Source organism: Sphingobacterium sp. 40-24 (assembly GCF_001899705.1).
Classification (GTDB): domain Bacteria; phylum Bacteroidota; class Bacteroidia; order Sphingobacteriales; family Sphingobacteriaceae; genus Sphingobacterium; species Sphingobacterium multivorum.
Map to the genome: position 1 here is coordinate 66426 of NZ_MKWH01000018.1, position 25076 is coordinate 91501.

General features: G+C 40.1%; 21 protein-coding genes. 11 read left to right on the forward strand and 10 right to left on the reverse strand.

Features of this window, described 5'->3' with window-relative positions; genetic code table 11:
* Positions 1-45: 45 nt before the first annotated feature.
* Together BGP15_RS06225 and BGP15_RS06230 are read left to right on the forward strand one after the other, a co-directional pair.
* Positions 46-357 carry a hypothetical protein gene (locus BGP15_RS06225; protein ID WP_053003998.1) on the forward strand — a complete coding sequence of 104 codons (312 nt, stop codon included), beginning with the start codon at positions 46-48 and terminating at the stop codon, positions 355-357.
* A 51-nt stretch (positions 358-408) separates the two neighbouring features.
* The gene (locus BGP15_RS06230; RefSeq protein WP_286768987.1) at positions 409-933 is read left to right on the forward strand and encodes a CinA family protein; all 525 of its coding nucleotides are present in this window, start codon (positions 409-411) and stop codon (positions 931-933) included.
* Between the two features lie 121 nt (positions 934-1054).
* On the opposite strand, the gene BGP15_RS06235 is transcribed toward BGP15_RS06230, so the two are convergent.
* Positions 1055-2236 (reverse strand): glycosyltransferase, encoded by a 1182-nt coding sequence (locus BGP15_RS06235; RefSeq protein ID WP_286768988.1) that lies wholly within the window; start codon positions 2234-2236, stop codon positions 1055-1057.
* Between the two features lie 460 nt (positions 2237-2696).
* Here BGP15_RS06235 and xth point away from each other — a divergent pair, with 460 nt between their 5' ends.
* Positions 2697-3482, forward strand: a complete 786-nt coding sequence (xth, locus tag BGP15_RS06240; protein ID WP_286768989.1) for an exodeoxyribonuclease III — start codon at positions 2697-2699, stop codon at positions 3480-3482.
* Entirely contained in the window at positions 3475-3945 is a 471-nt protein-coding gene (locus BGP15_RS06245; protein WP_112374725.1) for an NUDIX hydrolase, read from the forward strand. The genes xth and BGP15_RS06245 overlap by 8 nt, the downstream gene beginning before the upstream one ends.
* Before the next feature lie 30 nt (positions 3946-3975).
* Here the strand turns inward: BGP15_RS06245 and BGP15_RS06250 are convergent, their stop codons facing one another.
* The 6 genes from BGP15_RS06250 to BGP15_RS06275 all read right to left on the reverse strand — a co-directional run bounded on the left by BGP15_RS06250 (position 3976) and on the right by BGP15_RS06275 (position 7327).
* Positions 3976-4395 carry a DUF6157 family protein gene (locus BGP15_RS06250; protein WP_286768990.1) on the reverse strand — a complete coding sequence of 140 codons (420 nt, stop codon included), beginning with the start codon at positions 4393-4395 and terminating at the stop codon, positions 3976-3978.
* Between the two features lie 114 nt (positions 4396-4509).
* A complete protein-coding gene (locus BGP15_RS06255) occupies positions 4510-4980 on the reverse strand; it encodes a hypothetical protein (protein WP_046676283.1) in 471 nt (156 codons plus the stop codon).
* Positions 4981-5075: 95 nt separating this feature from the next.
* Positions 5076-5570: an RNA polymerase sigma factor gene (locus BGP15_RS06260; RefSeq protein WP_046676284.1), complete on the reverse strand. Its 495-nt coding sequence runs from the start codon at positions 5568-5570 to the stop codon at positions 5076-5078.
* A gap of 318 nt (positions 5571-5888) precedes the next feature.
* On the reverse strand, positions 5889-6287 hold the full coding sequence (locus BGP15_RS06265; RefSeq protein ID WP_286768991.1) for a hypothetical protein: 399 nt from the start codon (positions 6285-6287) through the stop codon (positions 5889-5891).
* Positions 6288-6343: 56 nt separating this feature from the next.
* The gene (locus BGP15_RS06270) at positions 6344-6829 is read right to left on the reverse strand and encodes an adenylyltransferase/cytidyltransferase family protein (RefSeq protein WP_070560786.1); all 486 of its coding nucleotides are present in this window, start codon (positions 6827-6829) and stop codon (positions 6344-6346) included.
* A 15-nt stretch (positions 6830-6844) separates the two neighbouring features.
* Entirely contained in the window at positions 6845-7327 is a 483-nt protein-coding gene (locus tag BGP15_RS06275; protein ID WP_046676287.1) for an adenylyltransferase/cytidyltransferase family protein, read from the reverse strand.
* A 196-nt stretch (positions 7328-7523) separates the two neighbouring features.
* Here BGP15_RS06275 and treY point away from each other — a divergent pair, with 196 nt between their 5' ends.
* The 5 genes from treY to BGP15_RS06300 all read left to right on the forward strand — a co-directional run bounded on the left by treY (position 7524) and on the right by BGP15_RS06300 (position 20793).
* Positions 7524-11729: a malto-oligosyltrehalose synthase gene (gene treY, locus BGP15_RS06280; protein WP_286768992.1), complete on the forward strand. Its 4206-nt coding sequence runs from the start codon at positions 7524-7526 to the stop codon at positions 11727-11729.
* 8 nt (positions 11730-11737) lie between these two features.
* The gene (gene glgX, locus BGP15_RS06285; protein ID WP_286768993.1) at positions 11738-13846 is read left to right on the forward strand and encodes a glycogen debranching protein GlgX; all 2109 of its coding nucleotides are present in this window, start codon (positions 11738-11740) and stop codon (positions 13844-13846) included.
* Positions 13847-13861: 15 nt separating this feature from the next.
* The gene (gene treZ / locus BGP15_RS06290; RefSeq protein ID WP_286768994.1) at positions 13862-15679 is read left to right on the forward strand and encodes a malto-oligosyltrehalose trehalohydrolase; all 1818 of its coding nucleotides are present in this window, start codon (positions 13862-13864) and stop codon (positions 15677-15679) included.
* A 404-nt stretch (positions 15680-16083) separates the two neighbouring features.
* The gene (locus tag BGP15_RS06295; protein ID WP_286768995.1) at positions 16084-18258 is read left to right on the forward strand and encodes an ATP-binding protein; all 2175 of its coding nucleotides are present in this window, start codon (positions 16084-16086) and stop codon (positions 18256-18258) included.
* A gap of 345 nt (positions 18259-18603) precedes the next feature.
* Positions 18604-20793 carry a catalase gene (locus BGP15_RS06300; RefSeq protein WP_286768996.1) on the forward strand — a complete coding sequence of 730 codons (2190 nt, stop codon included), beginning with the start codon at positions 18604-18606 and terminating at the stop codon, positions 20791-20793.
* A gap of 89 nt (positions 20794-20882) precedes the next feature.
* Here BGP15_RS06300 and BGP15_RS06305 read toward each other — a convergent pair whose 3' ends face one another.
* The gene (locus BGP15_RS06305) at positions 20883-21356 is read right to left on the reverse strand and encodes an ankyrin repeat domain-containing protein (protein ID WP_286768997.1); all 474 of its coding nucleotides are present in this window, start codon (positions 21354-21356) and stop codon (positions 20883-20885) included.
* A gap of 301 nt (positions 21357-21657) precedes the next feature.
* Entirely contained in the window at positions 21658-21810 is a 153-nt protein-coding gene (locus tag BGP15_RS06310) for a lmo0937 family membrane protein (protein ID WP_115048587.1), read from the reverse strand.
* 409 nt (positions 21811-22219) lie between these two features.
* Here BGP15_RS06310 and BGP15_RS06315 point away from each other — a divergent pair, with 409 nt between their 5' ends.
* A complete protein-coding gene (locus BGP15_RS06315) occupies positions 22220-22720 on the forward strand; it encodes an RNA polymerase sigma factor (protein WP_046676293.1) in 501 nt (166 codons plus the stop codon).
* 357 nt (positions 22721-23077) lie between these two features.
* The gene (locus tag BGP15_RS06320; RefSeq protein ID WP_286768998.1) at positions 23078-24163 is read left to right on the forward strand and encodes a baeRF3 domain-containing protein; all 1086 of its coding nucleotides are present in this window, start codon (positions 23078-23080) and stop codon (positions 24161-24163) included.
* A gap of 168 nt (positions 24164-24331) precedes the next feature.
* On the opposite strand, the gene BGP15_RS27060 is transcribed toward BGP15_RS06320, so the two are convergent.
* Positions 24332-25018 carry a carboxylesterase family protein gene (locus BGP15_RS27060; RefSeq protein WP_502688434.1) on the reverse strand — a complete coding sequence of 229 codons (687 nt, stop codon included), beginning with the start codon at positions 25016-25018 and terminating at the stop codon, positions 24332-24334.
* Positions 25019-25076 lie beyond the last annotated feature (58 nt).

The following is a 25076-nucleotide window of genomic DNA, read 5'->3' on the forward strand; positions in this document are numbered from 1 at the left end:
GCAATTCCAATCCATTCGTACCGGGTCAGGGAAATTTAAACCATTATGGACAATAAAAATAAGGAACAAATGACGACAGCATATTTGCAAATTGTGTTAAAAATGAATTCTTCCAATAGGGGGGAATTGACAAGTACATATAATAAGTTCAAAGATTTATTTCGAGAACAAATAAAAGGAGCGAAAACACAAGAGTTACTCTTCAGCGATGAGGATATACAGCTCTTATATGGCTTTGATACTTATGAAGATGCTGAGGCCTTTTTGTCAACAGAATTATACAATAATATCATCCTCGTTGCACTAAAGCCACTAATAAGCAATAATCCTGAGATTAAAATATACCATGTGGCATAAAGATAGCGTAGGCAATGCCTTCATATGTAGATGACCTTATATTAATATATAATGAAAATAGAGTTTCCAGAATTGTTACTGCGCGAAGTCGCTCAAAATCTCAAAGATGCTAAAGATCGTATTGCCGTTGCTGAAAGTGTGACAGCGGGATTGTTGCAGTTAGCCTGTTCACAGATGGAGGGAGCAATGGAAGTTTTCGCTGGGGGAGTGACCACCTATACGATTAATGCTAAGATAAAAATCCTAAAGGTGGATGCAAAGGAAGCCGAAAGATGCGACTGCGTATCTCCGAAAATTACCGAAGAAATGGCACTTGCAGTAAGCAACCTGTTTGGTACAACATGGGCTATTGCCACAACGGGATATGCAACAGCGGTGCCCGAATCAGCTGGTAAATTGTTCGCCTATATTTCAATTGCTGAAAAGGACAAGATTATATCTACCGAAAAAATCGAACTTCAATCGAGTGCCAAAATGGAAGAAGCGCAGGCCATTTATACCATAAAGGCATTCGAAACTTTAAATAGGCTATTACGACTAAATAGGGTAAGTAAAAAGTCAAGCCAATCCGTTTGAGAATTGATTACCCGAAAGGCTGTTGAATTGGATGGGGATGTACATAAAATAGCAAAAAGGAAGGGCTGTCCACGTTAATCACTGCCCTGAAAAGTTAGACTCCTCGGACAGCCCTTTAACTTTATGCTTCTCTTTTCAAATCAAAAGAGAGGTATTTTTCATAATCAATTAAAGATCTCACCGGTGTTGTTACTCCATTTAGAAGTTCGATATACATTTTTGCTACGTTTTTCCATACAGTTTGTTCTCCGTAGCTGCGTGCTTTGAAACGATGCCAAGCGAGTAGTCGATGGGAGGTATACAATAATTTGATGTTGCCACGCATGGATTCTATGTCGTTAAATGGGGTAAGAATGCCACGATCATCTTTCAATAAATCTTTGGCATGCCAGTAAGGAGTGGAGATAACTGCAGCTCCCGCGCCTACTGCAAAAGATAAGGTTCCACTGCTTATTTGTTGTTCGTGAGGGTATGGGGATAAGTATATATCGCATGCTGTCAGATACTCTTTAAGTTCTTCATCCGTTAAGAATTTATCAATAAAAACAACTTTATCCTGTAAACCTAGTTGATCAACTAAATTTTGAAGTTCGAATCGGTAAGATTCACCTTCATGGGCAAGCACATTGGGGTGTGTTTTTCCAACAATCAAGTATTTGAATCCAGGAAGATCGATACCCGACAGGGATTTTATGGCATATTCAAGCCCTTTACTTCTTCCGATTAAACCAAAAGTCATCATCACAAAGTTTTGCTGTAAATTCAACCTGTACTTGGCTAACCCCTGATTATAGTCAAACTGCGGCACGCCATGCGGTATAACTTTAATTTTATCCGTAAGAGCCGAATCAAATTGCTCCCTTAACAATTCTACTCCTTTTGGCGATAGGCTGACAACCACTTGAGATTTTTCCAGAAGTAATTCCATAATTTCTTTCTGCTGCAATGAAGGGGTTTGCAGAATAGTATGAAATACGGTTAATAATGGTATAGTAAGATTGTTGGCGATTTGTGTGATGAAAATACCGTCGGCACCACCAAATATTCCAAATTCATGTTGCACAATACAATAATCATATTCCTCATTGATGATACGAGCTGCTTGATGATAACTATCAAGTCGATCCCGAAAGATGACAAAGCGTACAGATTCATTAAAATTCTCTAATCCATGTTTAGATAAAGCGATGATGTCAATTTGTACAGTAGGATCGAATTCCATACCTTGTTTAAGGTCTTTCGTAAAAGTTGCTAACCCACATTCTTGAGGCGGACAAGTACTGATGATTGCTATTTTTTTCATATGATTTAACCCTCCTTTACTGTATTTTGTACTTCTTCAACTGGAAGATCCAAAATGGCCATTAGCAATAAATAGTAGCCTTTTTCCAAACCTATTTTTTTTGCTTTCTTTTCAATATTTTCCATATCCGTACGCTATTTGAGTGTAAATTCTTTTGATGTAATTGAAACAAAATTTATACCTAAAGGATGTTTATGAAGCTTTAACCGTAGTTTTTGAATAGAAATAGCGTAGGGTAGCTAAGGAACTTCCGAAAAATACAGGTTAAATACGTATTTATAGCATTGGAGAAATGAATTTATCGTCGTATCACTTAAATAGTCATTTAATCCCATACGAATTTCATAAATAAGTGCTGTTTTGCTAAAGGTGTTCAATTTTCCTCGCTTAAATTTTTCTTAGCAGTTTCAAACAATAAAGAGGTTCCTTTGGTTGTTTATTTAAGTTAAAAAATGAGTTCATGAAAATAGCCACCTATAATATTAATGGTATCAATGCGCGTCTACCGGTCTTGCTTCGCTGGTTGGCCGAAGAATCGCCTGATGTTATATGCCTCCAGGAGTTGAAATCTCCGCAGGAACGTTTTCCACTGAAAGAAATTAATGCCATCGGATATCATGCCGTTTGGCACGGTCAAAAAAGCTGGAATGGGGTTGCGGTTCTTTCCAAATATGAGATCGAAGAAATCTCTAGAGCGCTTCCAGGTGATGCCGAAGATGTTCAAAGCCGTTATTTGGAGGTTATGATCCAGCAAGTCGCGATTTGCTGTCTTTATCTTCCCAATGGGAACCCATTTCCCGGGCCCAAATTTGAGTATAAATTGACGTGGATTGAGCGCTTAGCTAAGCGGGCCAAAACGTTGCTTAGTATGGATATTCCAGCGATACTCATCGGCGATTTTAACATTATTCCAACCGAAATGGATACCTATAAACCTGAAAAATATGTCAACGATGCATTGTTCAGAAAGGAGGTTAAAGAGGCTTTCAGTCAACTTCTTGAAGCGGGCTGGCAGGATGCGATTCGTCAGCTTTTTCCGGATCAGCAGGTGTATACGTTCTGGGATTACTTTCGTCAGGCTTATAGTCGAAATGCCGGTTTGCGTATAGATCATATCCTATTAAGCCCTTCAATTCAGGATCGTCTAATTGAAGGCGGTATTGATCGCCATGTTCGCGGCTGGGAAAAGAGCAGCGATCATGCCCCTACATGGATTCGGTTACGGAATAGCAGCAACAATGGCTAAAAAGATAAATACCAGTGCTGGATTGTTATTGTATAAATTTGAGGCGCTAGAAATTTATTTTTTCTTAGTACATCCTGGTGGTCCCTATTTTACGAAAAAAGATGAAGGCTCTTGGACAATCCCTAAGGGAGAAATCGATTTGTATGAAGATGAACTTGAAGCAGCCAAAAGGGAATTTATTGAAGAGACAGGCTATCTTCCCAGCGGAAATTTTATTGCGCTACAAGCTATTCAACAGAAAGGAGGAAAAATAGTTAAGTGCTGGGCAATTGAAGGAGATATAGATCCTGCTGATCTGGTAAGCAATACCTTTGAAATGGAATGGCCGCCGAAATCCGGAAAAATGCAAACTTATCCAGAAGTAGATCGCGGAGGTTGGTTTACATTTGCGGAAGCTAGGAAGAAAATAAACGAACGGCAGATTTCTTTTTTGGAGCAAGTGATTGCTCATGAGAAATGTTAATTTTTTCAACACCATTTTATTTTGCAAGTGCTACCTAATAGACCTCATTGCTTTAACTTTCGCTGTATTATCATCCGCTACAAACTTCTGATAAATTGCTGTTTCCATTCCATATAGAGCGATCTTGCCTTCACTATTACTATGAATCCCATACCCATAGGTTTTTGTAAGCGGGGAAGCTCGCAGGCAAGCTTGTCCTCTTGAGAAAAAAACTGCTCTTGCTTCAGGATACTCATCTGGCGTTAGATCCCTTCTTTCCGCATAGACTTGGAAAATAATATCGTCAGATGTATACTGATAAGGTGCAGAGGCGATTAATTCATATTGTCGTTCAGCAACGGTTTTATTGCTTTTTGATGGTGGAATAGTGCCCTTAACTACTTTGGTATCTGCAGCAGCTTCAATCAATGTGTTAAAATAATTGGTCGAATGGATTTTCATAATTTTCATCTTTCTTTAATCAATGGAGCCGTAAGGATAACAACAAAAATAATAGGATATCTTACGATTTGAAAGTGAATCGCAAAATATCCTATGATTTATTGATTATTATGCTCGTATGTTCTAGAGCGCAGCTTTAATAGCGGCTAAACAATCCGATTGGTATTTCATGATGTTATCTTTATCCGAAGCAGATATTTTTCCGTCAGCAAGACTTTTTTCGATCTCGTTTTTAATATCCAACAGTGATTTCTCTTTATCCAACGCTTGATCTGCAGACTCTGCATTGATGCGATCCACCCAAGTTTTACCTAATTTTGTATAAAGCTCCTTGGCTTTATCATTGGAAAGGACAGGGGCTGTCACTGAAGCAATGGCTGCATTAGCCGCCGCTTTATCGGAATAAACAACGGCTTCTGCATCTTTCGTCGCAGCATCTTCGGAAGTTTTCATTGCCTCTTCATTGGCGTCGGCTGCTTTTTCCTCCGCATGCTCCATCTTCTCAGCCGCCTTTTCCTGCGGTGTTTGATTATTACACGAAACTAAAATCGCTGCGGTAGCTAGTGAAGCAAGTAATGTTTTGTTTGAAATCATAATATTTATTTATTTAGTGATAATGTTTAAATAACAAGATTTATTTGTAAATAGTTTTAATTTTTATTTTTTTATAGTTTAATATATCCCCTATATTAATGATATATTGCTAACTGCTTTTGCATGGTCTTTCGAATAAAATGAATGCGTGTTTTAATAGTACCTTCAGGCATCTGCATATATTCAGCGATTTCATGATATTTATAACCTTCTAGAAACATGTTGAAAATTTCATAATTATCTTCGGAAAGCTGACGCAATGCTTTTTGGATATCATCCTGGATAAATTTGCTGCTGCTTAAATTTGTTGAAACAGAATCCGCACTGGCTAAAGCTGCATACTCATGGTGATAGTTCTCAGTACGTTTTGTTTTTCTGTAATGGTTAATATAAATGTTGCGCATAATCACATACAACCATGAGCCCACCTTAGGATTATGGATAAGCTTTTCGATGGATTTTAATGCATTAACCATGGTGTCCTGTATAAGATCATTTTTAATCTCCGGATCTGAAGTAAATTGCGAAGCGAAATTTTTGAGTAGGCTTCTTTTTTCTTTAAAAAATGAGTTTATCTCGATGTGCTGCATGTTGTTATTTTCTAAATGTTACGGCAATTATAGAACAACAACAGTGCAGATTTTAGTCAAAATGCTGCGTGTTGGAACGCTGAGACGATCTTTAGGTAAATATTACGGAAGATGTAATTTATACTTAATATTGGTTATGACTGCTCATTATCAGTATGTTATATTCACTGTGTGAGTCGCGCCAACATAATCAGCTAAGGATTTAAAACCGTATTAAATTTTTGCGATTGGAATTTTCTCGGTAATGCCCCAAAGTACACGTTATTTATACGCTTATCTCAGGTATTTCATTAAAAAACGAAGCCATCACTTGTTACACTAATGTGCGTTCATGAAGGGAGCGCGTACTGTTAGATTCCTAATCTGTGTAAAAAGCTGGAGAATCTCTATGTTTGGGGCTACATAGGCATCAACAAACCGTTGACATCGCTTCGCTTCTTTTAGCTGAGTTTGATCCACAAGAACAATAACGATCAGGTTTGGATAGCGATTATTTAGAAGCGAAAAGAAAAGGGCGGTATCTTTAAATACCAAACGATAATCGAGCAGCAGCAATTCAGGCTTTTCATTAATGAGAGAATTGCTGCTAATAGATTCAAGAGATGCTGCTTCCAGGACAACCCTTGCGGGACTTTGTACATGTTCAGAAAAAAGGATGCGATAGGCAAACAACTGCTTTCTTAAACTCGTAATAATACCGATATTGATTTTTTCCATAACTAACGATATTGTTGTTGTTTACAAGCCTGCAGTATCTATATTTCATTGCTCCTTTATTGGGGTGTAGTTGAAATAATATTTGCGGAATGGCATTTTAAACTTGCGCCAAAACTCCTTTCCGCCTTCTCAATTTCTTTTTCACTCACAATTTTTCGAAGCGACTGACTTGAAAATCGGTTTTTGTTCTTGGTATAACAAATTTCAATTCCCTCTGAAATACAATAATCTCTGCCTGAAAAATCAACCATCTTATAGTCTTCCCCTATAAAGAATTTGTGGACAGGTAGTGACTGAAGCATATCTGTAATGTCGTGATCCGATTCAAAAGGGATGATTTCATCAACAAACTGACAGCCTTCCAATTTGATGAATCTTTCGACCATGGTCTGAGCCGTGTCATGGCCATCAGCTTCCTGTACATTTGAATCAGTTTTAAGTCCCACAATGAGATAATCACACTGACTCTTCGCTTCCTGTAGCGCAACGATATGGCCTACATGCAACATGTCAAATACGCCGAAAATAATACCTATAATCATATTTTTACTATTAGTTTATGCATTTATGCGCTTTAACGCGTAATTAGCCCCATCGTTTATACTGACTACGGCGCCCTTACTAGTGTTTTCCTTCGATGCAATTATTCTTCGCAAAGACGAACTCGAGAACCTGTTTTCCCGTCTATTGAAATAAAGTCGTATCCCTTTTTCTTCGCAATACTGTCTGCCTGTAAATGCCTTATCCATATATTCATCACCCAAAATGCGAACATGTATTTTGTATGAACGTAAAACATCTTCTAGGTCCTGCTCAGTAGCGTAAGGGATAATCATATCCACATGTTTACATGCCTTTAATTGCATATAGCGTTCAAATACCGATTGTGTCGGCTTGTTTTTTTCTGGACGATCCAGCGTTGGATCTGTCTGCAGACCGCAAATCAGAAAGTCGCACTGTTCTTTGGCATCTTCGAGCATCTTAATGTGACCTGCATGAAGCAGATCAAAAGCGGAAAACGTAATTCCTATTTTTTTCATATTATAATAATTTAAACTGCAATTATTGAAGAAGTACAGGTAGAACGCAGCTCAGAAAGATTCGTTTTAATTTTAAATTATTTTTTTGCCTTATTATTTTCAACACCCTTCCATCTCATTTCAACTTCCCTTTTTTGAAAAACGATTGAACTAAAATGGCTGGCTGGCGTTCTGAACTAAAATGAAATCCAGCACTATGCAGACGAATAGAAATGTATCCATTAATAAGCCAAATACAACCTACAGAATTCAATTTCATAAAGCGTTTAACTTTGCTGATTTTAAAGCCATAATTCCTTACCTGCTTAATCTTGGTATAGATACGATTTATGCTGCACCTATTTTACAATCAACGCCGGGGAGTGTCCATGGCTATGACGGTGTTAATATGCATCAGATAAATCCAGAATTAGGTACACTCGACGAGCTCAGGGCTATTAAGAAACAATTAAGAGAATCCAATATCAAATGGATTCAGGATATCGTTCCAAATCACATGGCATTTCATCCAGCGAACGAATGGCTCATGGATTTGCTGGAATTTGGACAGTCATCAACATTTAGCCGTTTTTTTGATACCTGCTATAGTTCTAATTTATTTGAGCAAGGAAAATTAATGGTACCTATATTAGCAAAGACTTTGGATGAAGCAATATCAGACAATGAAATTACAGTCGTTTCTTCCGATGATAGTCTTCGACTTTCTTATCAAGGAAATGTTTATCCAATTTCACCAGAATCTTATGGCTTTATATTGGGCGATTATTTACGGGACACACAAGCCGATTTTAGCGGCCTTTTGGTTCAGATAAATACCGCTCAAGCCAATGGAGATAACGAAGAGTGGAAGCAGTTGCGAATACACATCTTTAAAGGTCTCTCAGGCGAGATACTTACGTCTACGCTGCAACGCTTTAATGCGGATCCCGATCGTATTCTTGAATTGGTAACTAGTCAGAATTATGAGCTTTGTCCTTGGTGGCATACACATCAACGAATAAATTATAGACGTTTTTTTACGGTCAACGAACTAATTTGTTTAAATGTGCAGGACGAAGAAGTATTCAAGCAGTCTCATGAGCTAATCAAAACACTCGTTGACGAGGGGCTGATTGATGGACTCCGCATTGATCATATCGATGGACTTTATAATCCCACAGCCTACCTCTACAATTTGAGAAAATATATCGGTCCGAAAACGTATATCGTCGCTGAAAAGATACTGGAGAAAGGAGAGAAGCTCCCGATCGACTGGCCTATACAGGGAACAACGGGCTATGATTTTTTATCAGTTTGTAATAATGTATGTTCCTGCCAGTCGGGAAAGAAAATATTGAATAACTATTATCGCAAAGTTACTGGCGAAAACTTATCAATTAAAAAAGATCAATATGCAAAAAAATGTAAGATTCTTACAGATCAGATGCAGGGAGAGGTCGACAATCTTGCCAAATCGTTAGCATCGCTTCTAGGTGTTGCTGACCAAGAGAAGCGGGATGCGCTAAAGGATATTTTAAAGTCCTTTATTGCACTTTTTCCGGTCTATCGGCTTTATGATGATTGCTTTCCATTGTCAATAACGAACTTCGAACTTGTATCTTCACTTTTTGAAAAGTTGATGAAGAACCCCGAGCTCGACCAAGAGCTGGTCGAGCAATTCCGAAATCTGTTTCAGCAAGCGCAGGTAGCTTATCAATCGCCGAACCAAACTGCTTTGGCCGATTTCTTTCTTCGCTGCATGCAATTGACTGGGCCAGTAATGGCAAAAGGGGTGGAAGATACATTGATGTACACCTACAACCGGTTTATTGGACATAATGAAGTGGGTGACCATCCGCAGAATTTAGGGCTTAGTATCAAGCAATTTCACCGATTTATGCAGGATAGGCAAAAAGATTGGCCGCTGTCAATCAACGCCAGTTCAACACACGACACCAAGCGGGGGGAGGATTCACGGAGCCGTCTTTTGGTCCTGACTGCTATGGCGCAAAAGTGGGTAAAACAACTGCGCATTTGGCAGGATGTGGTCTGGAATGAATATCGAAAGGACATTCCGCACCCAAATGATGAATATTTCATCTACCAGTCTTTGGTCTCCTCTTATCCAATGGAGAAACAGGATGCGAAGGCAAATACAGCATCATTTGAAGAACGTTTTTTGGACTACTTGGTTAAATACCTTCGCGAAGGTAAAGAACGCTCAAGCTGGGAGAATCCAAATTTAGTTTATGAAGCTTCAGTTCGGGACTTCGCTTCTTTTTTGCTGGACAAAGACCGTCCTTTTTTTACGAGCTTTTATCAATTTATTGAGGCAGTCGCTGATTATGGGATATTGAATTCACTTATTCAGCAAATTTTAAAGTTTACTTGTCCTGGTATACCCGATATCTATCAGGGATCAGAACTTTGGAACTATAGCTTTGTTGATCCCGACAACCGACGACCTATAGCTTATGAATTAAATAAAGGTCTCCTCGACACTATCGAAGAGACAGCCAAAGAAGAGCGAATTCCATTTTTATGGCGAAATAGACACGATGGAAGAATAAAACTTTGGTTGGTAAAGGAATTGGTGAAACTGAGAAAGGACGATCATACACTTGCACCGAATAGCAGCTATATTTCACTGAAGGTGACTGGTCGATATCGGAAACATATATTGGCCTTCGCACGTAGGTCAGGGGATGAGTGGTTAGTGGTGATTTTACCGCTACATCTTGCCGCTATTGGTAAAATCTCAAAATTTGTGCCCTGTTCATTTGATTGGTCCGATACAAAAGTTCAGCTCTTAACTCATCGTTCAGTGACTTGGCAGCATGTTTTGATGGATAGCAGTGGCGAAGGCACAGAAATTCCTATCAATGCTATTTTTAAGGATCTTCCCATGGCGATCTTAAAATATAAAGATTCCACTCAGAAAAGGAGTTCCGGTGTATTGTTGCATATAAGCTCATTACCGTCATCTTATGGGATCGGAGATCTCGGGAATGAAGCTCGCCGTTTTGTTAAACAGCTCCAACGTGGTGGCCAAAGCTGGTGGCAGATCCTTCCATTGGGGCCTACAGACTTAGCACAATGTTATTCGCCTTATAGCACGCTAAGTAGCAGGGCTGGAAATCCCTTACTCATCGATTTAAAGGAATTATTAAAATTTGGCTTGCTGAATAAGGATGAATTAAAGACCTTGAAAAAGAAGGGCTTGCAAACAATAGATTTCGCGGAAATAAACAGCTCAAAATATCGGCTCCTTGAAAAGGCATTCCATCGTCTTCCAGCGCAGCCTACGCAAGAATTTTCCGAGTTTGTAGACCGCGAATCTTCCTGGCTTGATGATTATGCACTCTTCAAAGTTTTGAAAAATAGACATGACGATCGTCCATGGTATCAATGGCCAGCGCTTTATAAGCTTCGCGATAGCGCAGCGCTGGAAGATTTCGCCACTCGATTTGCAGATGAATTGCAACAGGAAAAATGGTTTCAGTTCCTGTTTTTTAGGCAATGGAGTGCGTTAAGAAACTTTGCGCGTGATTATGGGATTAGGTTTATAGGCGATATCCCATTTTATGTTGCCTATGATTCTGCCGATGTATGGGTCAATCCGCAGTACTTTTCTTTAAAAGCAGACGGTACTATAAATCATGTTGCGGGGGTACCACCCGATTACTTCAACGCCGACGGCCAATTATGGGGGATGCCAACCTATAATTGGAGCTCACTTCAAAAAGATGGTTATCAATGGTGGGTGGAACGTTTGTCACATAACTGTACGCTGTTCGATACATTACGGCTTGACCATTTCCGAGCATTTTCTTCCTATTGGGAAGTGCCCCACGAAGAAACTTCCGCAAAAAATGGAAGCTGGGTTGTAGGGCCAGGGTCGGATTTTTTTGATCATGTGAAAACTACGTTGGATCATATGCCTTTTATCGCCGAAGATCTTGGTGACATAGACGCTAAGGTATATCAGCTACGTAATGAATATAATTTTCCGGGAATGGCCGTATTACAATTTGCTTTTGGCAACGATATGCCCCATTCACCTCATATCCCGCATCAATATAACCGCAATACTGTCGCCTATACGGGCACCCACGACAATAATACTTCGCTGTCTTGGTTTAATCAAGATCTCGATGGAGCGGGCAAAGAAAGGATCAATAATTATTATGGGCAAATCGTTGAAAATACAAATCTAAATGATGTCCTCATACGTTCACTCTACGCATCCGTTGCAGACAGCGTCATTATCGCGATGCAAGATATCCTGAATCTTGATGGATCTTGCCGCATGAACCGTCCCGCCAGCACAGCCGGCAATTGGTTATGGCGTATGCAAAAAGGGGCATTTGCAGCAAACCACCAGGAGAAATTAGCTTACTACACGAAATTATACAACCGTTAAACATACAGATGGAAACAAAAATTTTTACCGGAAGCCCTTATCCATTAGGAGCTACTTACGATGGGGAAGGGGTTAACTTTGCCCTTTTCTCCGAACATGCTGAAGCTGTTGAACTTTGCCTCTATACTAGTTCCGATGAGGAGGAAGTCACAAAATTTAAAATAACCGAGAAGACGCACCAAGTGTGGCATATCTATCTCTCGGGAATTAAGCCAGGACAACGCTACGGCTATCGGGTATATGGTCCGCACGATCCATCGCAAGGACACCGTTTTAACCCCCATAAATTGTTGATTGATCCGTATGCAAAAGCAATATCAGGTACTGTACAATGGGATGATGCGCTATTTGCATACACTATTGGAGACGATGATATAAGTTTAGATATAACAGACAGCGCTCCTTTTGTCCCCAAAGCTGTTGTTATTGATAACAAATTTGATTGGGGGAACGACAGTCCGCCGCGGGTACCGATGCATCAGAGTGTGATTTACGAAACCCACGTAAAAGGTTTTACAGCGACACATCCTGACATTCCCGAAGAAATAAGAGGAACCTATGCTGCTTTGGCACATCCTGTTGCTATAAATTACCTGAAAGAACTGGGTATTACTGCCGTCGAATTGTTGCCGATCCATCATTTTTTGACTGACCGTCATTTAAAGGACAAAGGACTCACTAACTACTGGGGATACAATAGCATCGGTTTTTTTGCTCCCGATGTGCGCTATTCCGCTTCAGGTACACATGGCGAGCAGGTTATGGAATTTAAAAAAATGGTCAAGGCCTTACATGATGCCGGTATCGAAGTGATCCTCGATGTTGTCTACAACCATACCGGCGAAGGTAACGAAATGGGGCCAACACTGTCTTTTAGAGGAATTGATAACGCTTCTTATTATCGCTTGGCGGAAGACCAAAGGTATTATATGGATTTTACCGGAACTGGCAATACCTTAAATACACGTCAACCCAATGTATTACGTCTGATTATGGACAGTCTGCGCTATTGGGTTGAAGAAATGCATGTTGACGGGTTCCGCTTTGATTTGGCATCAGCTTTGGCACGGGAGTTACACGAGGTCGATAAATTAAGTTCATTCTTTGACGTTATTCATCAAGATCCCGTGATTTCACAGGTTAAACTCATTGCAGAGCCTTGGGATATCGGAGAAGGTGGATACCAGGTTGGCGAATTTCCTGCTGGCTGGGCCGAATGGAATGGAAAATACCGTGATTGCATCCGCGATTATTGGATCGGGGCAGACAGCATGATTGCTGAATTTGCCAATCGCCTTACAGGATCCTCCGATTTGTATAGGGGGGATAATCGAACACCTTCGGCCAGCGTTAATTTTATTACGGCCCACGATGGATTTACACTTCATGACCTCGTATCGTATAACGATAAGCACAACGAAGCCAATGGCGAGGATAATCAAGATGGTGAAAGTCACAATCGCTCCTGGAACTGCGGGGTCGAAGGACCGACAGATGATGCTACAGTTAATAGCCTAAGACAAAAACAAAAACGAAATATGCTGGTGACCTTGTTCCTGTCGCAAGGTGTGCCTATGCTCGTTGCTGGCGATGAACTGGGCAGAACACAGCAAGGCAACAATAATGCGTATTGCCAGGACAATGAGATCTCTTGGCTGGACTGGACCAGCGTGGATGGAACTTTATTGGATTTTACTAAAAAATTAATTCATTTTCGCCGTGAACACCCTGTATTCTGCCGCCGCAAATGGTTTCAAGGTATACCTATTCGTGGTACGGGTGTCGAGGATATCGTATGGTTTCTCCCAGATGCATCTGAGATGGACGATCATCATTGGCAGGAGGATTATGCCCGTTCCCTTGCTGTATTTCTCAATGGTCAGGGAATTCGATCGGTAGACATCGCTGGTAATAAAATAGTGGATGCCAATTTTTACCTCTTATTTAATGCTCATTGGGAAGATGTCGCCTATAAACTCCCTAGTGAAATCTATGGGGCTTCCTGGAATAAGATCATAGATACGAATAGCGATAGGATAGGTGATTTTGGGGAGTTTCCAGCTGGGGATACGGTTTTAGTTCCCTCGCGCTCGATTCTTTTATTTCAATCACAATAGAGCGACCACTGGATTATGAGCAAAACAGGAATTAGACAATTAGGAGTTCAATACAATGGTGCGCTATGGGAGATTCGCGTATGGGCGCCAAATGCAAAGAATGTCTATTGCATGCTTTATAATATGGGTGTCGAAATACCGCTAGAGCAGCAAGCCTACGGTTATTGGTATGCCGAAAGTGATTTAATCCGTGCGGGCGATTTGTATGAAATACGGGTAGACGACAACGAATACCCTGATCCGCTTTCTCGTTCACAACCGGAAGGTGTTCATGGACCGTCTCAAGCTGTAGACCTCACTTTTTCATGGACCGATCAAGACTATCAGCCGCCGCAACAATCAGATTTTATCATCTATGAGCTTCATGTAGGTACATTTTCGTCGTCCCATGACTTTGATGGAGTTATCAAAAAGATTCCTTATCTGAAAAATTTGGGAATAACTGCTATAGAAATCATGCCGGTCGCTCAATTTCCCGGAGAGAGAAATTGGGGTTATGATGGCGTATTTCCATTCGCGGTACAGCATTCTTATGGTGGCGCTTCCGAATTGCAACGGCTAGTTAATGCCTGTCATGAGGCTGGTATAGCTGTAATTCTCGATGTGGTCTATAATCATGTAGGCCCCGAAGGAAATTATTTTGCGCAGTATGGTCCCTATTTCACTGAGAAATATCGAACGCCCTGGGGCGATGCGCTCAATTATGACGACCGTTTCTGTCACGGACAGCGGGATTTGGTAATCAACAATGTACGGATGTGGTTTGAAGACTTTCACATTGATGCGCTGCGCATGGATGCAGTACATGCGATCAAGGATTTTAGTCCAATTCACATCCTTCAGGAAATCCGTGCGGAAACGGATAATGTGATCGCTAAAACAGGGAAAAATCGATATCTCTTTGTTGAGTGCGATCTTAACGACAGAAGATTTTTAGACCCCTTGGCAAAAAATGGCTTTGCGATGGATGCGCAGTGGCTAGATGAGTTTCACCATGCCTTACGCGTAGCCGTAGGTGAGCCGAAGAAAGGTTATTATCGGGAGTTTAATGGCGTGGAAGATCTCGCAAAAGCCTACGAGAAGGCCTATGTTTTTGATGGGAACTATTCTTTTCATCGCGAGAAATTTTTTGGAACAGATACGGCGGGTATTCCAGGCGATCGCTTCATTGTTTTCAGTCAGAATCATGATCAGGTCGGCAATAGGATGCTGGGTGATCGTGCTGCCTCGCTTTACGCCAGGGAAATAACATGTCTTATGACTTTTGCTGTATTCATGTCACCCTATCTTCCGCTACTATTTATGGGCGAAGAATGGGGGACAGCGCGACCTTTTCCGTATTTTATCAGTCACAGTGATCCAGAGCTGGTAGAGCTGGTGCGGCAGGGCCGCAAGCGGGAGTTTGAAGATTTTCTCACAGATCACGAGGTTCCCGATCCACAGGATGAAACAATATTTAGGCAAGCTGTGTTGGATTGGGACGAATTGAACAGGCAACCATATCAGCAACAGTTGTCCTATTATAAATCGTTGATCGCATTTCGGAAAAGCAATCCGTTGTTAAAAAATATGCAACGAAGTGAGATAAGGACTGAATGCCTCTGTGATAAGAAGGTACTTAGTATCTGTGTGGAACAAAAGGAGAAGAAAACGATTATCCTAATGAACTTTTCAGCTCATTTACAACATGTCAATCTACCAGCAGCTGTGCAATGGACCTTGTCATTTGATACCAATGTACCGGACGCCGACCTTTTGGCAGAGACTGACGCTGTTGCAGTGCAGGACTGTTCCTTATTACCATGGTCAGGGTATGCTTACACTTCGAAATAGATCGTTTTGGAAAGATTTAAGTGAGTTGATCTTCAGGAATGAAAGCTATTAAAAGATAAAAACAAATTATTCAAACAACTTCGCTAAAAGTATTGTTCCTTATATAAATACGGCTTGTCCAGTCGTGAAGAAAGTTTTAAAAGCTAGGTCCTTTCCAACCTAGCTTTTTTATTTTTAAAAGGAACAATTGCTTATGATTTTGAATATCAGTGGTTTGAACGATAAGCTATTCAGAATAAATTTTAAACAAACGTTTGATCTGTTATTCGTCGCAATTTTTTTTTTATCTTAGCCTAAGATATGACATGTTTGAAGAGGGGTGCTAGATTTATGATGTATGGCAAATTATCTCTTTCGAGAATTTCCTATTATTAGCGAATTAAATGATTAAAAACTAGCAAACTATGCGTCAACTGGAGTGTCACGAAGAGAAAATCCACCTATGCGGTAAGATCCAGTCTTTCGGTTTCCTTTGTATTTTTGATGAGAGCGGATGTATTGCCGCAAGTGAAAACTTAACTATCGTCCTTGATATTCCCATGAAGGAAATCCTCGGACGCTCTATTGCTCGGCTATTACCATTGCTATCGTCCGAAAAGGAGTTGAATCTTAAAGAGATTGAAACGCAAATTAGAGGAGAGATCTTTACACGTTTTGTGGAGCGTATCCGCATTAAAAATGTAGACTATTACCTGAGTATTTACCAGTACGACGAGCGGACATACCTTGAAATAGAAATCTGTAATGAAAATCATTTAAAAGCGACGCGATTATTTTATTATGCGAAGTACCTTGAAGAACGTCATGGCAATGCTTGGCAATCATTGACTATACTGATCCGTCAGATCATTGGTTTTGACCGAGTTATGGTATACCGTTTCGAGGAGGACAATAGCGGACAGGTCATTGCAGAGTCCATCGCAGATGGAATGACCCCATTGATGGGCTACCGGTATCCGGAATTTGATATTCCGGCACAAGCACGCGAACTCTATGTGAAGTTTCTTGCGCGCCACGTAGCTGATGTTGATGGTCCGACTATTGGTATACAGGGTTTGGAGGCTGCTGAGGTAGACTTGACACGCTGTAGCCTCAGAGCATTATCTCCAGTACATTTACAATATCTTAAAAACGCAGGAGCACGGGCCAGTGCCAGTTTTTCTATCGTTATCGAAGGAAAACTTTGGGGCTTGGTGGCGTGCCAGAATAGCGAGCCTTTGAATGTTGATCTCGCCCAACGTCATTTATGCGCTTTTTTAACGCAATACGCTATAAACTACTATCTTTCAGAACATCAAAAAGAAAACTTGGTAGCGCAAACCATTATGGGTGTTATGGAACGTGATCTGAAGTCTGAGTTATTGGTTAATAGTGATATTGGAGTTGTGCTTGAACGCTTTGCACCACAAATTATAGAAATTGTGGGCGCAGATGGACTAATGATCAAGCACGACCGGGGTTCTAAAAGTTGGGGCGATGTACCCACTCAATTGCAGTTGCGTGATATCGATCGCTTTATAGAAGAGGAGGGTCAAGATGACTTGTTTTTCACATCAAACTTTGTCTATGGCGACAGTGAACCCCCGCAAGCGGTTATATTGCCTGGCATTTTGCGGATAAATATCCTTCCCAGCAATAAATGGCACATCTATTTATTCCGCAGAGAACATGTTTACGAAGATGTATGGGCTGGAAAACCCGAAAAAATATATCATTACGATCCTGAAAAGAAAGTTGAATTTCCATCTCCACGGACATCTTTTGAAGCTTGGCGTGAAAAGATGAAAGGCAAGTCTATCCAGTGGAAAAGTGCCGAGCTTTCTTTTATGGAGAAAGTCGCACAAATAACCCAACAAGCTATTGCCCAGCGCGGCGGAGAGATTGCTCAGCTCAATAAAGAACTTGTCAGATCCAACAATGCCTTGGATACATTTGGCTATACATTAACCCATGATCTTAAAAATCCACTTTCATCGATAAAGCTTGCTGCCCAGATGATGTTGATGAAAGATGATCTTCCGAAGGATATGTTACGCAAAATGGCACTAAATATTATGGATGCTACTGCGCTGATCACTGAAATGATGGACAAGGTGTATCAGCTCACGCAATCGAATTATGTAGCCTTCAAAACGGAACTGATCGATCCACGGAATAAAATTCTTAACATTCTCGAAAGCTGTAAGCAGCAGTTTGAAAGCGCCCATCTTGAATTTGTTTTGGGAGAAACTTTGCCGATTTTAGGGGAAAGAACACTGTTATACCAGTTGTTCTTAAATCTGATCAGCAATGCCATAAAATATAGCAGTAAAAAAGATCGCCCGAGAGTCGAGGTATATAGTGAAAAGCAGGGACAATTCGTTCACTACTACATTAAAGACAATGGTATCGGAATGGATATTAAGGATGATAGTAATATATTTGATATTTTTAAACGCTTGCCTAACTCGCAGGGATTCGAAGGGTCGGGAATTGGGCTTTCTATAGTAAAACGCATCGTAGATCGTCTCGAGGCAAAAGTCACCGTCGATAGTGAGCTAAATATAGGTACAACTTTTTGTATAACATTTAAAGCCTAATGGACGAAGAAAAAAATCAATAAACCAAAAAAGGAGCCCGAAAGCTCCTTTTTTTTGTTTGAACGTAGCAGCAACCTTTAACAGCGGTAGAGTTACTATCTGCCCAACCTACTCTTATCAAAGTTTCATCCAATCTATACTTTGCCTTATTGACAGGCCATCCGATCTTCTGGGATACGAAAATTTAAGAACACTTTTAGAATTAAAACAAACGATTAGTCGATTGGAAAAGTTCCTATATGAAATGGTGAATATTGCCCGTCCAGATGGATATGCAAAAGTTACAGCTGAATTTTCTCCAAAGTTTATACAACAAACGATGTTTAAACCCAAAAATCGATTATAATGAAAAAAAAAGAATTGAAGACTGAACAAGTTGATCCAGTGGAAAATAAAAAGGTCAACGCCCTAAGACCACATACGGCGGACGCCACAGGACAGCAAATGACCACTGATCAGGGAGTCAAGATCAATGATGACCAAAACTCACTGCGTGCTGGAAATCGGGGCGCTACGCTTTTGGAAGATTTTATTCTTCGAGAGAAGATCACACATTTTGACCACGAGCGCATTCCCGAACGTGTTGTACACGCAAGAGGTTCGGGCGCGCATGGCGTATTTAAACTATACAAGCCTTTAGCTGAATGGACAAAAGCGGGTTTTCTTAATGATATCGAAACTGAAACCCCAGTGTTTGTGCGTTTCTCTACAGTTGCTGGTTCGAGGGGGTCGACGGATCTTGCCCGCGACGTTCGTGGTTTTGCCGTCAAATTTTATACACAAGAAGGTAATTTCGATCTGGTGGGTAATAATATGCCTGTATTCTTTATTCAGGATGCAATGAAGTTCCCCGATCTTGTTCACGCTGTCAAGCCTGAACCCGACAATGAAATTCCACAAGCGGCTTCTGCCCATGATACATTTTGGGACTTCATTTCTTTAATGCCCGAGTCGACGCACATGATTATGTGGCTGATGAGTGATCGAGCAATACCGCGTAGTTACCGCATGATGGAGGGGTTTGGTGTTCATACTTTTCGGTTGATCAATGCCAATGGTGAATCGCACTTTGTTAAGTTTCATTGGAAACCACTGCTTGGTGTCCATTCAGTCGCATGGGATGAAGCTCAAAATATATCCGGTAAAGACCCTGATTTTCATCGAAGGGATCTCTGGGACGCCATTGAAAACGGTGCATTTCCAGAATGGGAACTCGGCATACAGGTCATTCCCGAATCTGACGAATTTAAGTATGACTTCGACCTGCTAGATTCAACGAAGATTGTTCCTGAGGAGTTGGTGCCTGTTCAGCCTATTGGAAAAATGACTTTAAATCGAAATCCCGATAATTTCTTTGCCGAAACGGAGCAGGTTGCCTTTCATATTGGCAATATTGTGCCAGGAATTGATTTTACAAATGATCCGTTGTTGCAAGGGCGATTGTTCTCTTACACAGATACCCAACTTATTCGTTTAGGTGGACCTAATTTTCATGAAATTCCGATTAATAGGCCCATCTGTCCTTCGCACAACAATCAGCGTGATGGATTTATGCGGCAAAGGATTGATCGAGGTAAGACGAGCTATGGACCAAATTCATTGGGGAATAATGATCCTGCGCAGGTAGGCGAGGCAGATGGTGGTTTTAAAAGCTATCAAGAGCGTATTGATGCCAGAAAAGTGCGGGCTAGGAGCGATAGTTTCCGCGACCATTTTAGTCAAGCAAGGCTGTTTTATAATAGTCAGTCTGAGCCGGAAAAAAATCATCTTGTAGATGCGTTCAGTTTTGAGCTGGGTAAAGTGAAGGCCGTTTCGGTAAGGCAACGCATGATAGGTATACTGTCGCTGGTCGATCAGGGGCTGGCAGCTGAAGTTGCGTTTGCCTTGGGATTACAGGTGCAAAAAGAAGTTGAAAAGCCGATTAATAAGAGCCTCCCGGCGGATGCTGATCCTTCCGATTATGAACCTATTCAAGTCAAGGAGAAATTAAAAAAGTCGGCGGCTTTAAGTATGCAAAATACGATAAAAGATACGATAAAGAGTCGAAAGATTGCGGTGCTTGCAGCTGATGGAATAGATACGAAGTCATTTCAGGCCGTGGCAGATGCGATCCGGGCTGAAGGTGGAATTGTCCATGTTATTGCACCTAAGCTTGGGGAGGTTACGGGCACGGACAAAAAGAAGATCCCTGTTGAAGAAAGCTTTTTAACGGGAGCATCGGTGCTGTATGACGCCATATATATACCCGGAGGAAAGGATAGCGTAGCTACACTGCAGTCCAATGCCGATGCTGTCCATTTTCTAAATGAAGCATTTAAACACTGTAAAGCAATTGCAGCAGATGTCGAGGCAAGTCCAGTTTTGGAAGCGACCTATTTTTTTAGCAAGGTATACCAAGAGTTTTCAGCGGAGACTGTACTTGATGATGGAATTATAGTTGATCAGGATCCAAAGTCCTTAGTGGATAAATTCATTAAAGCAATTGCCCAACACCGGTTTTGGGAGCGGGAAAAATCGCGCAAAGTGCCCGCGTAGTATCTAAACAATATCCAATGTAGAAATATGCCCCAAAAAGTTTTATACTATTTGGGGCATATTTATGGACCATCCTATTTAAATAAATACTAATGCTGTAGCAGTTTGAGGGCGGTATCATTCCCCTGCTGCGCTGCAAGATCTAACACCGACAAGCCACGTGTATCGAGTAGCCTGGTATTTGCACCATTGTCAAGTAGAAGCTTAAGTACTTCATTTCTGCCAAACATGGCTGCAAACATCAGCGCGGTGCCACCGTTCCCATGTTGCAGGTTTAAATTTGCGCCATAACCGATTAATAATTTGGCAATATCATGATAACCTTTAAAAGCAACACCCATCAGGGCTGTGTTTCCACCGTTATCCTGTGCATTTACATCGGCACCAGCTTCCAATAGTAATTGGGCTGCAGCCAGCTTATTGTTATAACAAGCAATGATCAATGGGGTATAGCCTTTGCCATCCCGTGTATTTACATCGGTATTCTGATTGATCAATTCACGTAAGACTTCGAGATTGCCCAGTCGGGCGGCATGAATCATGATTTCTGAGTTTTGTGTCATAGTGGTTCAGTTTATATCGTAAAAAGCGTTAAATGGGATCGGCAAAAATGCTTCCTGGCGTTCCTTTTTAATTTGAACAAAACTGGGAACCGAAACGTTTGCGCTCATTCGATGTTTTGAAAAGCTTAATTAAAATGTCAAGGTATTATTCTTACCTCAGCTACAAATGAAGGACATAAACTTAGCGACAATATCACACTATTCTTTTTGCTATGGATTGAATAGCGAGTCTGTAAATCTTTAAAACAAACAAAGCCGAACGTAGTTTACGTTCGGCTTTGTTTCATCTTTTGAGTTCAGTTTAAGCAGCACCACGAATGACACGTAATAAAACGACAATAATGGCAATGACCAATAACACGTGGATGATATTTCCCGTAGCGTAACCTCCAAAAAAACTTATCGCCCAAATGATGACCAATATAACGGCGATGATGTACAATAGATTTCCCATAATTTGATTTTTTTATTTAGAACAGCTTTCGAATAGTGATAGTTTGCTTTGATATCGTATTTCGATCAATTGCGTGTTCAGTTTTCTCAACAAGTGTATACAATGTTCATCTGAATATAAAATGCTAAAACGCAGAATAAACGTATTTCTAACATTTCAGCAGTAAATAAATACCTTATTATCTTTTTTTATTAGTTGCTTATTTTTTGATCATTATTTAAAATAAATGTCAAAAAGCTATTAAACTTTGCTTAATTAGCTTTATAAAATAGGAAAACGTATTTCTACCCTCAACGCTGCTATTTATTTTTTGGCGCAAATGGAGCTTCAAATCTAGCATCCTTCTTGTTACCTCTGTTCATGTAAAACCATTTTAAACAATCAGTTGAAAAAAGAAAGAGGATAAGTTATGAACAACTACAATTTAAATGTACTCATCAACGAAAAAAGAAGTTTGCTTAATCATTTTGCTGCTAAATTTACAGCTGATCCGGATGAAAAGGAAGATTTGATCCAAGAAACCTGGATAAGGGCATTGAAGTCCATAGACAACTTTGTGCAGCACCCGAAGTTAATGAGCTGGCTATATGTGATTATGAAGCATACGTATATTAATAAGTATAGAAAAGCCAAGCGGGTGACGGAAATTCAGGATAATTATATTGCCTTAGAAAGTACCAATACGTCTGAACTTAACAAAGGGATCAATAAATTTATGGCCGAAGACATCGAAAAAGCGATGACCAGTCTTACGCCCGAAAATTATGAAATTTTCCGTTTATTTTTAGATGGTTATAAATACCATGAAATCGCTTCCTATTTTAATATGCCAGAAGGCACTATAAAGACCAGAATTCACATGGTACGTAAAAAGCTGCAAAAACAGCTCAAAGTTTACCGCTTAAATTAACTGTTTCGACAACTATAAATAAAAGCTAGGCTTCAATTGTCTAGCTTTTATTCCTCGAAAGAGAACATTTTCCTTTGCGATAAACGCTGTGGTAAAGTCAATCAGAATATCAAAATCAACATCCTCAATGGCTTTTTATCGTATCTACAGGAGTGTTGGAGATCGACACAACCTGTCACTCCGCGATAAAAATATTTTTCATGTAGATGCTTTTTTACCTAGCATAACTGTCAAGGGGATTTATTGTTTTTTGAAGATAAGTTCTCGGAAACTGTTTCACTTCAATTTTATCCAAACAAGAAGCTTCCTGCAATTGTTGTTACATATAACTGTATTTATTTCTTAACGTATTTCTTTATGGTAATGTTCGAAAAACAACTTCTGCAAACGCTTATTCGGGTTCAGGATGAATTATGTGTAACCATTTCTGTCAATACCCATCGCACACATCCTGATAATCTCAGTGACCGCATAAAAATCAAAAATTTTAAAAGAGAAGCGATTGATAGGTTGTTGGATAAACATGATCAGAAAGATGTTGTTGGTCTGATTGAAAAATTGGAAAAAATAGAGCAGGAGCTCGATATCAATTATAATCTTGAAAGTCTACATATTTTCGTTTCTGATACCATCAGTGAAGTTTTCAAGTCCTCTTGGGAGACAAACCAAGAAGGAGTCCATATCAGCAATACATTTGCAGTACGCCCGTTGGTGAAGGAGATTGGCCGTCAAACCAGTTATCTTGTGATGCTCCTTTCGCAAAGCGGTGTCCACCTTTTTCGAGCCATCAACGGTCGCATTGTTGAGGATATCAGTAGCGAAGAGTTCCCGATTCCCGAAAATCAATTCCATAATACATTTCCGGATAAGAGCAGTGATGCCAAACATCTTGATGATCTTCTCAGGGAATATCTTAATCGGGTTGATAAAGCCCTTTTACGATTTATTGGTGAAGAGAGGATTGTCACGCTCGTTTTCTGTACAGAAGATAACTATAGCAAGCTCTTACAGGTTGCAGATCGCCCCTCGGTCTATTACGGATACCTGCCTATTGATTATAACAACATTGAAACACATCAGTTGGAGAGCCGTGCTTGGAATTTTATGAAACAGGAGCTTGTACGAAAAAATGAGGACTACTTTAAAGAATTGGAAGCAGCTGTGGGCAAGGGCTTAGTGATCACTGATCTTCAAGAAATCTATCGCGCCTGCCAGGATGGCCGCGGGGATATCTTAGTGGTTCAAGAAAGCTTCCATCAGGCCGTAAAGATTCTTTCGGATCGGGATATAGCTATAGTAGACAGCCCTATAGGATTGGACACGATCGACGACATCAGTAGTTTATTGGCCTTGTTGATCGACGAAAGGGGAGGACAGACCGTATATGTTCCTCAGATACCGAATGAGGAATTACAACCTATTGCCCTGAAGACTCGGTACTAGTCCAATTAAGTTAATTATGCTTAGTGAATAACCATTTTTGGAGCTCGTCCGTTAGTAGAAACGGAATGACAATATTATTATGCTGTAAATTTTTAAAAGTTGTGAAATTGAGTTTACGATTTCCGTGCAGCTTTTTGTACAAAACTTCGCTTCCAATATAAGGGTTCTCTATATCTTTTTCACCATGATAAGCCAAATGTTTTTATGGACAAGTGCGTTGATATTAGATAGATCTGGTACAGCGGCGATAGAAATCATTGCTGCGAATTTTTCTGGGGCCAGGCTCATGAGGTTTTGTGCTGTTGACGCTCCCATAGAATAACCGACGAGATAAATTCGATTTTTATCGATATTTTTAAACTCGTCTTCAATATTTTCTATCAATTCTAAAATTTGCCGTGCATCTCTTGAAGGTCTTGCCTCAAGTATACCATTCTTATTCAATTCGTAGATTGATGAACGCTTTTCAAACTGTGGGGCAACAACGAAACAGTTGAACCTTGTATAAATATCTTCTCTAATCCAGGTTCTTGCCAAATGCTCTAATTGGTTTTCATTGTCACTACCCATTCTAGATGAATTATGAAATGTAATGACAACAGGATATTTTCTTTTTGAATTGAAATTTTTTGGTAAGAGAAGCCGGTAAGGTATTGTAACGAACTCATTGGTGAATATCCTTTTCTCATATTGATCCGTGCTTAACTGGCTTAATATTGTTCTAGTTTCAACAAATGTTGCACTATCTATTCGTCTATTATCGTATTTGTGTTTTTGTGCAAAACAAAAATTACATGTAATTAAATTTAATAGGATACCAAATTGTAGAAAAAAACTTGATCGTTTTTGTAGCATAAGACCTTATTGGCTAGTGATTCGTGTATACTTATATATTAATTCCAATATAATTTAG